Source organism: Prochlorococcus marinus str. MIT 9201 (genome assembly GCF_000759955.1).
GTDB lineage: Bacteria > Cyanobacteriota > Cyanobacteriia > PCC-6307 > Cyanobiaceae > Prochlorococcus_A > Prochlorococcus_A marinus_G.
The window spans coordinates 15,717-29,627 of the sequence record NZ_JNAL01000017.1; the positions used below are offsets into that span (position 1 = coordinate 15,717).

Annotated in this window: 11 protein-coding genes; 5 read left to right on the forward strand and 6 right to left on the reverse strand. The window is 31.7% G+C overall.

Annotated features, from left to right (window positions below; all coding sequences use genetic code 11):
- Positions 1-56: 56 nt before the first annotated feature.
- The 3 genes from EU95_RS02105 to EU95_RS02095 all read left to right on the forward strand — a co-directional run bounded on the left by EU95_RS02105 (position 57) and on the right by EU95_RS02095 (position 6,301).
- Positions 57-1,733, forward strand: coding sequence for an AAA family ATPase (locus EU95_RS02105; protein ID WP_032522672.1), 1,677 nt, complete (start codon positions 57-59; stop codon positions 1,731-1,733).
- Between the two features lie 53 nt (positions 1,734-1,786).
- Entirely contained in the window at positions 1,787-4,690 is a 2,904-nt protein-coding gene (gene uvrA, locus EU95_RS02100) for an excinuclease ABC subunit UvrA (protein ID WP_032522673.1), read from the forward strand.
- Between the two features lie 201 nt (positions 4,691-4,891).
- Positions 4,892-6,301: a glycosyltransferase gene (locus tag EU95_RS02095; protein WP_032522674.1), complete on the forward strand. Its 1,410-nt coding sequence runs from the start codon at positions 4,892-4,894 to the stop codon at positions 6,299-6,301.
- Here EU95_RS02095 and EU95_RS09475 read toward each other — a convergent pair.
- From EU95_RS09475 to EU95_RS02085, 3 genes are read right to left on the reverse strand one after another with little or no spacing between them, the layout of a single operon-like run.
- Positions 6,235-6,480 carry a hypothetical protein gene (locus EU95_RS09475; RefSeq protein WP_072014842.1) on the reverse strand — a complete coding sequence of 82 codons (246 nt, stop codon included), beginning with the start codon at positions 6,478-6,480 and terminating at the stop codon, positions 6,235-6,237. The genes EU95_RS02095 and EU95_RS09475 overlap by 67 nt on opposite strands.
- A gap of 10 nt (positions 6,481-6,490) precedes the next feature.
- Entirely contained in the window at positions 6,491-7,567 is a 1,077-nt protein-coding gene (gene mraY / locus EU95_RS02090) for a phospho-N-acetylmuramoyl-pentapeptide-transferase (RefSeq protein ID WP_032522675.1), read from the reverse strand.
- Positions 7,551-7,832, reverse strand: a complete 282-nt coding sequence (locus EU95_RS02085; protein ID WP_032522676.1) for a DUF3134 family protein — start codon at positions 7,830-7,832, stop codon at positions 7,551-7,553. Before EU95_RS02085 ends, mraY begins: the two co-directional genes overlap by 17 nt.
- Positions 7,833-8,115: 283 nt before the next feature.
- Here EU95_RS02085 and EU95_RS02075 point away from each other — a divergent pair, with 283 nt between their 5' ends.
- Positions 8,116-9,330, forward strand: coding sequence for an argininosuccinate synthase (locus EU95_RS02075; RefSeq protein WP_032522678.1), 1,215 nt, complete (start codon positions 8,116-8,118; stop codon positions 9,328-9,330).
- 3 nt (positions 9,331-9,333) lie between these two features.
- Here the strand turns inward: EU95_RS02075 and rpsF are convergent, their stop codons facing one another.
- Positions 9,334-9,795 (reverse strand): 30S ribosomal protein S6, encoded by a 462-nt coding sequence (gene rpsF, locus EU95_RS02070; RefSeq protein WP_032522762.1) that lies wholly within the window; start codon positions 9,793-9,795, stop codon positions 9,334-9,336.
- Positions 9,796-9,878: 83 nt separating this feature from the next.
- Positions 9,879-10,760 carry a shikimate dehydrogenase gene (locus EU95_RS02065; protein ID WP_032522679.1) on the reverse strand — a complete coding sequence of 294 codons (882 nt, stop codon included), beginning with the start codon at positions 10,758-10,760 and terminating at the stop codon, positions 9,879-9,881.
- A 115-nt stretch (positions 10,761-10,875) separates the two neighbouring features.
- Here EU95_RS02065 and dnaK point away from each other — a divergent pair, with 115 nt between their 5' ends.
- Entirely contained in the window at positions 10,876-12,783 is a 1,908-nt protein-coding gene (gene dnaK / locus EU95_RS02060; protein WP_032522763.1) for a molecular chaperone DnaK, read from the forward strand.
- Here the strand turns inward: dnaK and EU95_RS02055 are convergent.
- Entirely contained in the window at positions 12,780-13,865 is a 1,086-nt protein-coding gene (locus EU95_RS02055; protein WP_032522680.1) for an NAD(P)/FAD-dependent oxidoreductase, read from the reverse strand. The two genes, dnaK and EU95_RS02055, sit on opposite strands and share 4 nt — an antisense overlap.
- Positions 13,866-13,911 lie beyond the last annotated feature (46 nt).

Consider the following 13,911-nt stretch of genomic DNA (forward strand, 5'->3'; position numbering starts at 1 on the left):
TCAAAACCTTTATTTTTTTTAAAAACCAGTTAATTTTTTTATATGGAAGATTTATCATGCTAGAACAATTAAAGATAGAAAATATAGCCTTAATAGAGATTATAGAAATTAATTTCGAAAAAGGTTTGAACATCATTACTGGGGATTCTGGTTCAGGAAAATCACTAATTTTGGATTCTTTAAATGTTTTATTTGGTGGAACTAATATACCTTTAAAGCACTTAATACGTCCAGGAAAAGACCATTGTGCTATCGAGGCAAAATTTTCTTCTTCGTTTCAAATCAATGATTGGCTAATTAATAATGGTTTTAAAAGCAATTCAGTTATAAATGTAAGAAGAATATCTTATAGAAAAAAAAATAAAGTTTTATCTAAATATAGTCTTAACAATTTCTCAATTAATAAAAAATTATTAGAAGAACTTGGACAATTATTAATTGATTTCGCAGGCCAATCAGATGCTTTAATATTTGATTCTCTAGACAAGAGAAGATTAATTATTGATGATTTATGTTCTCAAGAATTGAGAGATACAAGTTCAAAGATTAAAAATATATGGGAGGAAATTCAGTTTTTAACAGTTTTAATAAATGAAAAAATTGAATCTTCTAAGAAGCAAGAAGAAAATAACTTAATAACTAAACAAATTTTGAAAACTCTAGAGGAAGCTAATTTAGAGTCCGGTCAGGAAATATTAGAATTGGAGTTACTAGAAAATAAACTTGTAAATAATCTCGAAATAAATAATTCAATTCAATCATCTTTAGATAACTTAAATAATTTCAGTCATGATAAACCATCAGTATCGTCTTTAATAAATCAATCAATTAAAAATCTAAACAAAACAGCAGATTTTGATTTGAAAATTCAAAAGTTTAGAGAAAATTTATTAGATATCCAAACTTATATTGAAGATTTAATTTTCGCTTTAAACTCATATATTCAAGATATAGATGACAATGAATCTAACCTTTCAGAAATACAAAAAAGATTATTTTTTTTAAAAAACTTAGAAAGAACTTTTTCATTGGATTTACCTCAATTAATTAAAAAGCGAGATCAATTAAGAACATATTTTCAAAAAAACGATAAAGACAATGAGATCTGTAATATCGAAAATCAAATTAAAAACTTAGAAAGTAATTTAAATTCTTTATTTTTTACTCAATCTACTGAAAGAAAAAAAATTGCTAAAAAGTTACAAGACTCGGTAATTTCTATCTTAAGAAATTTAGGATTAGAAAATGCAAATTTTTCAATTCATTTTACGGAATGTAAGCCTTCTGGCGATGGTATAGATAATATAAATTTTTTGTTTTCTGCTAATCCTGATCAGAAGCTTGCTTCATTATCAAATGTTATTTCAGGTGGAGAAATGTCAAGATTCTTATTAGCTATTAAATCTAGTATTTCTAAAAAACCAAATACTTTCTTTTTAGACGAAATTGATAACGGTTTAAGTGGTAAATCTTTACTCTCTTTGGTTGAGCTTATAAAAGAAATTTCTAAAGATCAACAGGTTTTATGTATTACACACCAGCCTTTCTTGGCTGCTAGGGGATTAGCTCATTTTAAAGTTACTAAAAACGTTGTCGATGGAACAACTTATACTTCAATAGTTAAACTAATTACAAAAAAACAAAGAAAAAATGAATTAATAGAACTTATTGGTGGAGGTTCAACCGAAGTAAATGAATATGCTTCTAGACTTCTTGATCATGCTGCTGCATAAAATAGATAAAATTCCACTATAATAGTCTTTCTAAATCATAGTTAGATTTAAATATGGTTATTAAAACTGATAATAATTATGAAAAAGATAACTCGATTATTATTAGAGGAGCTCGTCAACATAATTTAAAAAATATTGACCTTTCTCTACCTAGGAATAAATTTATTGTTTTTACAGGAGTCAGTGGTAGCGGTAAAAGTTCTTTAGCTTTTGATACGATTTTTGCTGAAGGTCAAAGAAGATATGTCGAAAGTCTTTCAGCATACGCAAGGCAATTTTTAGGTCAAGTAGATAAACCAGATGTTGATAATATTGAGGGCTTATCACCTGCTATTTCAATTGATCAAAAATCAACAAGTCATAATCCTCGTTCAACTGTTGGAACAGTAACAGAAATACAAGATTACTTGAGGTTGTTGTTTGGTCGTGCTGGTGAACCGCATTGTCATCATTGTGGGATTCCAATTGCCCCACAAACAATCGATGAAATGGTTGATCAAATTCTTTTATTGCCAGAAGGAACAAGGTATCAATTGTTGGCTCCTGTAGTAAGAGGGAAGAAAGGAACTCATACAAAATTAATAAGTGGACTAGCTGCTGAGGGCTTCGCTAGAGTAAGAATCAACGGTGAGGTAAGAGAACTTGCTGATAGTATTGAATTAGATAAAAACCAAATTCATAATATTGAGGTAGTAGTTGATAGACTTATTGCAAGAGAAGGAATTCAAGAACGACTAAACGATTCTTTACAAACTTGTCTAAAGAGAGGCGATGGTTTAGCGATTGTAGAAGTTGTGCCTAAAAAAGGAGAAAGTTTACCTCCTAACCTAGAAAGAGAGAAACTTTATTCAGAAAATTATGCATGTCCTGTACATGGTTCTATTGTAGAGGAGCTTTCTCCTAGACTTTTTTCTTTTAACAGCCCATATGGGGCGTGTCCAGACTGTCATGGAATTGGTTATTTAAAAAAATTTACAGCTGATCGAGTTATACCAGATCAAACATTACCTGTTTATGCCGCCATAGCTCCCTGGAGTGAAAAAGACAATACTTATTATTTTTCTTTACTTTATTCTGTAGGACAAGCTTATGGTTTTGAATTAAAAACTCCTTGGAAAGATTTAAGTGATTTGCAAAAAAAAGTTCTACTTTTGGGATCGGATAAACCAATATTAATTCAAGCTGATAGCCGTTTTAAAACTTCTAGTGGTTTTGAAAGACCTTTTGAGGGAATTTTACCAATATTAGAAAGACAATTGAATGAAGCTAATGGAGAATCTGTAAGACAAAAATTAGAAAAATATCAAGAATTAGTCGCTTGTAAAATATGTTCTGGCAAAAGATTAAGACCTGAGGCTCTGGCAGTTAAACTTGGTCCATTTAATATTACTGATTTAACTTCTATAAGTGTTTCAGAAACTTTAACTCATGTAGAGCTCCTAATGGGATTAGGCAAGACTAAAAAGGAAAATATATCTTTATCAGAAAAACAAAAGCAGATAGGTGAATTGGTTTTAAAAGAGATTCGTTTACGATTGAAGTTTTTAATTAATGTTGGTTTAGATTATTTAACTCTAGATAGACCAGCAATGACTTTGTCTGGCGGAGAAGCTCAGCGTATTAGATTAGCTACTCAAATCGGTGCAGGTCTTACTGGTGTTTTATATGTGTTAGATGAACCAAGTATTGGTTTACATCAGAGAGACAATGACAGATTATTAGAAACTTTAAAAAGTTTAAGAGATCTTGGCAATACTTTAGTTGTTGTTGAACATGACGAAGATACTATGAAATCTGCAGATTATTTAGTAGATATTGGTCCAGGTGCAGGAGTTTATGGTGGAGAAATTATTGCTAGTGGATCATATCAAGATGTCTTGAAATCAGAGCGGTCACTAACTGGGGCTTATCTAAGCGGGAGGAAGTCGATTCCTACTCCACAAGAACGCAGATCTTCTGTGAAAAAAAGTTTAATTTTAAATAATTGTTCAAAAAACAATTTAAAAAATATATCTGTAGAGTTCCCATTAGGAAGACTAGTTTCTGTAACTGGTGTTAGTGGTAGTGGTAAAAGTACTCTTATAAATGAGTTGCTTCACCCTGCCTTGTGTCATTCTCTGGGATTAAAAGTTCCTTTTCCTCAGGGGGTAGAAGAGTTAAAGGGTATAAAGGCAATTGATAAAGTCATCGTTATTGATCAATCTCCAATAGGAAGAACACCAAGATCAAATCCTGCCACATATACAGGTGCTTTTGATCCTATAAGGCAGATATTTACTGCTACTGTGGAAGCCAAAGCAAGGGGTTACCAGGCTGGTCAGTTTAGTTTTAATGTAAAAGGAGGAAGATGCGAAGCGTGTAAAGGCCAAGGAGTTAATGTCATCGAAATGAATTTTTTGCCTGATGTGTATGTTCAATGTGAAGTTTGTAAAGGAGCTCGCTTTAACCGTGAAACTCTTCAAGTTAAATACAAAGGTTTTAATATATCTGATGTCTTAGAGATGACTGTTGAACAAGCTGCAGAAACTTTTTCTGCTATACCTCAAGCTGCTGATAGGTTATCTACATTAGTAGATGTCGGATTAGGATATGTCAAATTAGGCCAACCTGCTCCCACATTATCTGGTGGAGAGGCTCAAAGAGTTAAGTTGGCCACCGAATTATCTAAAAGAGCTACTGGAAAAACTTTATATTTGATTGATGAACCAACTACAGGTTTAAGTTTTTATGACGTACATAAATTAATGGATGTCATACAACGTTTGGTAGATAAAGGTAATTCAGTAATTGTTATTGAACATAATCTCGATGTTATTAGATGCTCGGATTGGATAATCGATTTAGGACCTGATGGAGGAGATAAAGGGGGTGAAATTATTGTGGAAGGTATTCCTGAAGATGTAGCGAAACATCCCACAAGCCATACAGCTAAATATCTAAAAAAAGTTCTAAATTAAGAGAATCTTTGTTGTATTTCTTTGTATTTTTAATTATCTATGTAAAGTGAAAGTCTTTCTTCGAGGGACTTAATGTCAGTCTCTCTCTGCTTTTTTTAAAATTTTAATACAAAAATTTTGAAAATCATAATGCTTTCTTAATATTTCCTTTGGAAATTCAGCTTATTTGTATTAAAGGCGGTTGATCGGAGGATTTGCTGAATGAGGCTTAAATTTTTACATTTACATTTACATGGTCTTATACGTTCTAAAAATCTTGAATTAGGTAGAGATGCAGATACAGGAGGGCAAACACAATACGTTTTAGAATTAGTTAAAAGTTTGGCCAATACTACAGAAGTTGATCAAGTAGATTTAGTCACTCGTTTAATCAGCGATGCTAAAGTTGACGATGAATACTCTCAAGAAAAAGAATTTGTAGAACCTGGAGTTAAAATTTTAAGATTTAAATTTGGGCCTAATAAATATTTAAGAAAAGAATTACTTTGGCCTTATTTAGACGATTTAACTGAAAGCCTTATTTCACACTATAAAACAAATAAAAAGCCTGATTTTATTCATGCACATTATGCAGATGCTGGATATGTCGGAGTTAAATTAAGTAAATCTTTAAACGTTCCACTTATTTTTACTGGTCATTCTTTAGGAAGGGAAAAAAAGAGAAAATTGCTTGATACCGGTTTAAAAGGCAATCAGATTGAAAAGCTTTATTCCATAAGTAAAAGAATTGAGGCAGAGGAAAAAGCATTAAAGACAGCAGATATTATTGTTACAAGCACTAAACAAGAGTCCGTTTATCAATATTCCCAATATTCTTCTTTTTCATCTCACAAGGCTAAAGTGATTCCGCCTGGTGTCGACCATAATAAGTTTCATCATATTCACTCGACAACAGAGACAGCTGAAATTGATATTATGATGAAACCTTTTCTAAAGGATTCTACTAAACCTCCATTATTGACTATTTCTAGGGCTGTACGAAGAAAAAATATTCCCTCTTTGATTGAGGCATATGGAAGGTCTGAGAAATTAAAAAGAAAAACTAATTTAATTTTGATTTTAGGTTGTCGAGAAAGTACCTCAAAACTTGATCCTCAGCAAAAAGATGTTTTTAATAATATTTTTGAAACGATTGATAAATATAATTTGTATGGAAAAGTTGCTTATCCAAAAAAGCATCTTCCAAGTCAAATACCTGCTTTATATAGGTGGGCTGCTAGCAGAGGAGGTGTATTTGTAAATCCAGCATTAACGGAGCCTTTTGGTTTAACCCTTATTGAAGCTTCTTCATGTGGATTACCAATAATATCAACGAATGATGGAGGACCAAAAGAAATTCGCTCGAAATGCGCAAATGGGCTTTTGGTAGATGTTACTGATATTAACGAGTTGAAAAATATTCTTGAAAAAGGAATTTCAAATAATAATCAGTGGAAATTATGGAGTAGAAATGGAATTGAAGGGGTTAACAGGCACTTTAGTTGGAATACTCATGTACGAAATTATTTATCAATACTTACAGAAGAGTTTTCAAGGTCAAATAATCATTCTTCTTCTGATATTAAACAGAGTTGTTTAAAAGGAAGTTCCTCACTAATAAAACCCCACTGATCAAATACTTTAGGATCTGGGTGCAGAATCAGTTGATTGTTATGAGTTTTCTTTAGTTTGAAGCCTTTTTTAGATAGTTTTTTCATTAAGTTAGCAGTTTCTTCAAACCTTGATGCCATTGCATCAAGACTTGAGCAGTCACTTGTTAATCCATTATCTTTCCATGTAAAAAAACTCATAACAAATTTTTTAAAGATTAATTTTTAAAACTATACCTAAAATTACAAGTAAAATGTTGATTTTCCAAAAATTTTCAACTATTTTTTGTTCTTTTATTCCTTGAAGTTCAAAATGGTGGTGCAGTGGAGACATTAAAAATATGCGTTTACCTTTATGAAATAATTTTTTTGTAATTTTAAAAAATCCTACTTGGATCATTACTGATAAAGATTCAACAATAAATATTCCAGAGAAAATAGTTAAGGTAAAAATGCTATTAGTTAATATTGCTATAGAACCCAGAATTGCCCCAATACTTAAAGATCCTGTGTCACCCATAAATATTTTTGCAGGATAACTGTTGTACTTTAGAAACCCTAAGCATATCCCAGACATTGAATAACATAAGATACTAAAAACAAAAAGTTCTTGCTGCTCTTTCATCAATATTTCTGTTCCTAATCCGTAAAAGACGATTCCACTGCATCCAGCTGCTAATCCATCTAGCCCATCAGTTAAATTCACTGAATTACTTATCCCAATTAGTACTAAAAAAGTAATAGGCAATATGAAAGTATTTATATTTATTCCCAAAGAGTCGGATATTATAATTATTGGATTTAGAAAATTTTTTTCATAGGTTAACCATATAAAAATTATTGAGATGATACTTTGTAGTATTAATTTTTCCTTTGTTTTTAAACCTGTGTTTTCATTTTTTTTAATACTTAAATAATCATCTAAAAATCCGATAATAAAAAACCCAACAATAGTAACCAATAAAAGAAATAATTTTAGGGAACCTAAATTGATAGTTATTAACAACAGAAAAATTAAAAAAGGGATTATCATAAATACCCCACCCATTGTTGGAGTACCGCTTTTTTTTACGTGACTAGCAGGGCCTTCAATCCTAATATTTTGAAGTAAATTTAATTTATTGATTATTTTTAGACCACTCTTTGTTATTAATAAAGAAGTAAAGAAAAATAATGTATAAACTCCTATAAAAATAAAATTTTTAAAAAAAAAGGAGGTAACTATTAAAGAAAAAGTATTAAATATTAATAACGATTTAAAGTTAAATTCTTTAATCTTCCCAATCATCTTCTAAAGAAGGGTCTTCTTCAGTTTTATAATCTTCTTTTTCTCCCATAAGCGCTGAAAGTTCTTCTTCTTCTATCGTACTAATCTCTTGTGAATCCCCCTCTTTTTCAGCAACAAGTCTTCCTGTATTTTCAAGCCAAGATAGCAAATCAGGTTCATCTCTTAGGGGTAAAACAGGAGCTGGGTCATCTCTGTGGTAGCAAGTTAAAGCAGGGTTGACTTCAGAAATATCGTCTAATCTAAGTTTTAGTTTATTTGAGTCCATAAGGAGTTTTCTTCTATATATAAGATAATACATAATGATGCACACGAAAAACTTTGTTTGACAAAGCAAATTTAAAATACTTTTTTATCTGGTCAATTTCATTATTGATTTCAGGATTATTTAAACTGATTGGTTATTTGAATCCTAATGTTTTAATAATTAATAACTTTCTTCTCTTGTTACTAGTTTTTGGACCAGCTCTTTTAGTTACAATAATATTAGTTTTTAAAAAGTTTTCAAATTCTTAATTACGTCAAAATTTAAATTTATGGAGCAAATTTAGATGCAGCAGGTTAAAAAAGTTGTACTAGCTTATTCTGGCGGAGTAGATACGAGCGTTTGTATTCCATATTTAAAAAATGAGTATGGAATTTCAGAAGTGGTTACTTTTGTAGCAGATCTTGGTCAAGGCGAGGATTTGGAACTTATTAGACAAAAAGCCTTAAATTCTGGTGCATCTCAATCAATCGTTGGTAATTTAGTAAATAATTTTGTTGAGAAATACGCTTTTCCAGCTATTAGAGCAAACGCGTTATATTTAGATAAATATCCTTTATCTACAGCTCTTGCAAGGCCTTTAATTGCTGAAAATCTCGTAAATATTGCTAGAGAGATTAATGCTGATGCAGTAGCTCATGGATGCACTGGGAAAGGCAATGATCAAGTTCGATTTGATTTAGCGATTAATTCTTTAGGCCCTGATTTGAAAATAATTACTCCTGCAAGGGAGTGGAATATGAGTAGGGAAGAGGCAATAATGTACGGAGAAAAATTTGGTATTCCTGCACCAGTTTCAAAAAAATCACCATATTCGATAGACGTTAATTTACTTGGTAGGAGTATTGAAGCGGGGATTTTAGAAGACCCAATGCAAGAAGTACCTGAAGATATATTTGCGATGACATCATCAATTGATAATTCACCTAATTCGCCTCAAGATATAGAAATTGCCTTCAAAAATGGGTTTCCAGTTGGAATTAATGATAAATTTTTAACTCCATTAGAAATCATTCAAAAAGCAAATGATCTTGCAGGTGTGCATGGTTTTGGAAGAATAGATATGATTGAAGATCGAGTAGTAGGAATTAAAAGTAGAGAGATTTACGAAACACCTGGCCTCTTACTTTTAATCAAAGCTCATAAAGAATTAGAGAGCATTACATTAAATCCCGATGTTGTTGACTTTAAAGAAATAGTAGAAAAAAAATGGGGGCAATTAGTTTATCAAGGGTTTTGGTTTGGACCTCTTAAAGAGAGTTTAGATTCCTTTATTTCATCGACTCAATCTTCAGTTAATGGAATAGTAAGGATTAGACTTCACAAGGGGAACGCAATAGTAATAGGGAGAATGTCGGAAAATAATTCACTCTATAGGGAAGATTTGGCGACTTATAGCAAAAATGATGTTTTTAATCATTCTTTAGCAGAGGGTTTTATTTATATGTGGGGAATGTCTAATAAAATATGGGCTGAGTTAAATTCAAAAACAAAAGATTAACATTTAAGATTTTGCATTTTCTTTTGTTTTAGTATCATCTTTTTCTAAAGTTGAAGTATTTGCGCTTAATACTGGTTGTTTTTCCTTAGATTCATCTTTAGTTTCTAGATTCTCTTTATCATCTGATTGAGTTGAACCCTTTGTGGAAGGTCTTGGAGTTGGTAAAGGCCCTTCTTGTTTAACGGTCATGTATCTAATAACGTCTTCACTAAGTCTCATTGATTTTTCTATTTTAGAAATATGTTGCCCATCACCTTGATGACTCAATTGAACATAAATACCTTCTCTGTGTTTTGATATTTGATAAGCTAGTCTTCTTTTACCTCTCATTTGACTATCCAGGATGGTGCCACCATATTCTTCTAAAAGCTTATTGTCTTTTTCAATGTGATTATTTACTTCATCTTCCGCAATATCAGGGCGGAGGATGTACATTGTTTCGTAATAAATTTGTTGGTCGTTCATAGTTTCAGACAAGGTCTTTGGCTCATAAATAGTTTTCATGAGCGTCTGTACATTATTTACCTTACATTACGAAGGGTAGTTTCTTAAAAATTGGCATCATTTTTTTTAAGATAATTTTTCAGCGCGTCACTCATAATGTGAAAAGGGACTTCTAAACCATCTGTCCAAAATGTTAATGATTTCATACCTTGGGCAATAAGCATTTGTAAACCGTCGATAGTGATGCATCCTTTGTTTGAGCTAAATTTTAATAAAGGTGTTGGAGCGGGATTATAGATTAAATCATAAACAATAGTTTTCGAGGTAAGAGATCTCCAAAAAGTCTCTCCATATGGCAAAGTGTTTTCTTCATTTGAAGCTGTTTTCATTCCTACTGGTGTTGTATTTACTATTAAATTCGCTTCTTTAATTAATTTTTGAATCCTATCATCATTATTTAAAAAACCCTGAATTTCAATTTGATTTCCAAAATTTTTTATTAAATTATCTAGTGATGATTTGTTACGTGATACCACTGAGATTGTTGAGAAATTTAAATTTATTAATCCTTGAATAACTGATCTTGCTGCACCACCGGAGCCAAGAACTATCGATTGTTTTTTTGTTAAATTTAATGTTTTTAACGGATAAATAAATCCCTCTACATCAGTATTAGTTCCGCTCCATTCTTTTTTAGAATTTAGTTTTAGCGTATTTATTGCTTTAAGTTTGTTAGCGATAGGGGAAATTTCACTACAGAGGTCAAATACTTTTTCTTTATGGGGGATTGTGATATTTAAACCCTTACAATTAATTTTTTTAAAAGAACTGAGAACTAACTCTAGATCTTCATTTTTACAGGGTATAGCAATATAAATTAAATCCAAGCCTAAATACTGAAGAGCGTGATTTTGCATAATTGGTGATAAGGAATGGCTTACTGGATCGCCTATTAATGCAATAAAAGATGTCTTACTTGTAATCATGTCTAAAAATTTTTAAAAAAAATTGCGGTCTGTTCGGGAACCACACCCCGTTTTTGAGTAACAATAATGACGCCAATGACCGATTATGGAGAATAACAAATATGAGAATTTACCCATGGGTAAGGTTGTAGGAATTGATTTAGGAACAACTAATAGTTGTGTCGCTGTAATGGAAGGTGGTAAACCTACTGTAATAGCAAATGCTGAGGGTTTCAGAACTACTCCATCAGTTGTTGCATATACAAAAAATCAAGATCAGCTTGTTGGGCAAATTGCAAAAAGACAAGCTGTGATGAATCCTGAAAATACTTTCTATTCCGCAAAGCGTTTTGTTGGTAGAAGAGTTGATGAAGTCAATGAAGAATCTAAAGAAGTTAGTTACTCTGTCGAAAAGTCAGGTTCCAGTGTCAAATTAAAATGTCCTATTTTAGATAAGCAGTTTTCTCCTGAAGAGGTAAGTTCTCAAGTTTTAAGAAAGTTAGCTGATGATGCGGGTAAATATCTTGGTGAAAAAGTTACACAGGCTGTAATAACAGTTCCAGCTTATTTTAATGACTCTCAAAGGCAGGCTACAAAAGATGCAGGAAAGATTGCAGGCTTAGAAGTTCTTAGAATCGTTAATGAGCCAACTGCTGCGGCTTTAGCATATGGGCTGGATAAAGAAAATGAAAAAATACTTGTTTTTGATTTAGGTGGAGGAACATTCGATGTCTCAGTAATTGAAGCTGGTGATGGAGTTACTGAAGTATTATCCACCTCTGGAGATACCCATCTAGGTGGTGATGATTTTGATAGGTGTATAGTTGATCATTTAGCTAGTACTTTTAAATCAAATGAGGGAATAGATCTCAGACAAGATAAGCAAGCTTTACAAAGACTCACTGAAGCAGCAGAAAAAGCAAAAATAGAACTCTCAAATGCTACTCAAAGTGAAATCAATTTACCTTTTATCACAGCGACTCCTGAGGGACCAAAACATTTGGATTTGAACTTAACTAGAGCAAAGTTCGAAGAATTAGCAGCTTCTTTAATTGATAGGTGCAAAACTCCAGTAGAGAGAGCAATAAGTGATGCAAAAATCTCTACAAGTGAGATTGATGAAGTTGTAATGGTTGGAGGTTCGTCCAGAATTCCCGCTGTTTTAGATTTAGTAAAGAAAATCATAGGTAAAGAACCAAATCAAACTGTAAATCCAGACGAGGTAGTTGCTGTTGGAGCTGCAATTCAAGGAGGCGTTTTAGCAGGCGAAGTTAAAGATATCTTGTTACTTGATGTTACTCCACTTTCTTTGGGCGTAGAGACTTTAGGGGGAGTAATGACAAAAATGATAAATCGAAATACTACTGTACCTACTAAGAAATCTGAAACATATTCAACTGCTGTTGACGGCCAAACAAATGTAGAAATTCATGTCTTACAAGGTGAAAGAGAAATGGCATCTGATAATAAAAGCTTAGGAACTTTTAGATTGGATGGTATCCCATCAGCTCCAAGAGGAGTTCCCCAAATTGAAGTTACATTTGATATTGATGCAAATGGAATTCTTAGCGTCACTGCTAAAGACAAGGGAAGTGGTAAAGAGCAAAGTATTTCTATAACTGGTGCATCGACTTTATCTGATAATGAGGTAGAAAAAATGGTCAAAGATGCTGAATCAAATGCATCCGCTGATAAAGAAAAAAGAGAAAAAATTGATTTAAAAAATCAAGCCGAAACTCTTGTATATCAGACAGAAAAGCAACTTGGTGAACTTGGAGATAAAATCGATGCTGCAGCAAAGTCTAAAGTTGAAGAAAAAAGCAATGCTTTAAAGGAGGCAATATCAAAAGAAGATTATGAATTAATGAAAACACTTCTTGAAGAACTTCAGCAAGAACTGTATGCAGTAGGTTCATCTGTTTATCAGCAACCAGGTAATCAGCCACCTTCACCAGGAGCACCGAGCGATTCTGATCAAAGTGATTCAAACGAAAAAGGTGGAGATGATGTAATTGATGCCGACTTTACTGAAACGAAAGATTAAAAAAGGTAATTCTTAATTTCATTGGCTACCCATTTTGAACAAGCTGGAGCAAGCAAAATTCCATTTTTATAAAAACCTGTACATATAATTAGTCCATCTGTAAAATTTTTCATTATTGGCGAAGGTTGACCATCTGGTCTTGATCTTATTCCGTACCATTTTTTAGAAATCTTCCCTTTCATCAGCCAATATGGTTTTTTGTCAAGAAAATTTGTGAGTTTTTCGAATGTATTTTCTTCTGGATTAGTACTATATTCGTCAGTTGATCCAATAATTAACTTATTTTTTGATTTTGGAATTATATTTATACCATTTATGTTGAATTGTTTAGGCAGCGATAATAAATTAACCTCTGCTTCATTTATATCAATTTCCATAGCTTGACCCAAGACAGGTTTTAATGTGATGTTGGGAGATATTATGCTATCTATTAAATCAACTGCTTTAAGTGAATTGCACAAAATAACCATATCAGATTTGATGTTTTCATTATTTCTTGTTGTAGAAATCCATTGACTGTTTAATTTTCTGATTTTTACTATTTCTTCTTCTAAAAAATTGATTTTTTTATGTCTTAGACATTTATCTAATGTTTGAAGTAAAGAAAAAGGATTTATTCTTCCATCTTTGAAGGAGATCATTCCTTTTATATTTTGTGTTTGAAAGGCTTTATTTATATTCTTGATAAATATTGAGTCTTTTTCTAGAATTTGTAAGTTTTGATCATTATTTTCATAAATAAATTTCTCTAATTTTTTAAACTTTTCTTCATTAGTAGTTAGTTGTATTAATGGTTTTTCGATATTTAATTCACTATTAAACTTTTGTAGGAATGTAATCCATTGTGGCCATAATTCAATGCTTTGTTTCCTGAGAGCCCAACTTCTACCTTTTCTTTTTTGATACATATTACCCATTAGTAAGCCTAAAGCTGCATAGCTACTATTTTGGATTTCAGTTGGATCTATTATCGTTACTTGCAAACCTAATTCTGATAATTCTAAGGCGTTAAATTTTCCAATAATCCCTGATCCAATAATAACTATGTGTGCTTTTTGCAAATTTTCTTTTAAGCTTTTCATTGATATATTAGAAATACTGCTTTATTTGACTAAATAGTTAAAGATT

Bases quoted from the DNA above. Each gene is read 5' to 3' on its own strand.
- EU95_RS02105 (WP_032522672.1), top strand. From the start codon at position 57: ATGCTAGAACAATTAAAGATAGAAAATATAGCCTTAATAGAGATTATA.
- uvrA (WP_032522673.1), top strand. From the start codon at position 1,787: ATGGTTATTAAAACTGATAATAATTATGAAAAAGATAACTCGATTATT.
- EU95_RS02095 (WP_032522674.1), top strand. From the start codon at position 4,892: ATGAGGCTTAAATTTTTACATTTACATTTACATGGTCTTATACGTTCT.
- EU95_RS09475 (WP_072014842.1), bottom strand. From the start codon at position 6,480: ATGAGTTTTTTTACATGGAAAGATAATGGATTAACAAGTGACTGCTCA.
- mraY (WP_032522675.1), bottom strand. From the start codon at position 7,567: ATGATTGGGAAGATTAAAGAATTTAACTTTAAATCGTTATTAATATTT.
- EU95_RS02085 (WP_032522676.1), bottom strand. From the start codon at position 7,832: ATGGACTCAAATAAACTAAAACTTAGATTAGACGATATTTCTGAAGTC.
- EU95_RS02075 (WP_032522678.1), top strand. From the start codon at position 8,116: ATGCAGCAGGTTAAAAAAGTTGTACTAGCTTATTCTGGCGGAGTAGAT.
- rpsF (WP_032522762.1), bottom strand. From the start codon at position 9,795: ATGAACGACCAACAAATTTATTACGAAACAATGTACATCCTCCGCCCT.
- EU95_RS02065 (WP_032522679.1), bottom strand. From the start codon at position 10,760: ATGATTACAAGTAAGACATCTTTTATTGCATTAATAGGCGATCCAGTA.
- dnaK (WP_032522763.1), top strand. From the start codon at position 10,876: ATGGGTAAGGTTGTAGGAATTGATTTAGGAACAACTAATAGTTGTGTC.
- EU95_RS02055 (WP_032522680.1), bottom strand. From the start codon at position 13,865: ATGAAAAGCTTAAAAGAAAATTTGCAAAAAGCACACATAGTTATTATT.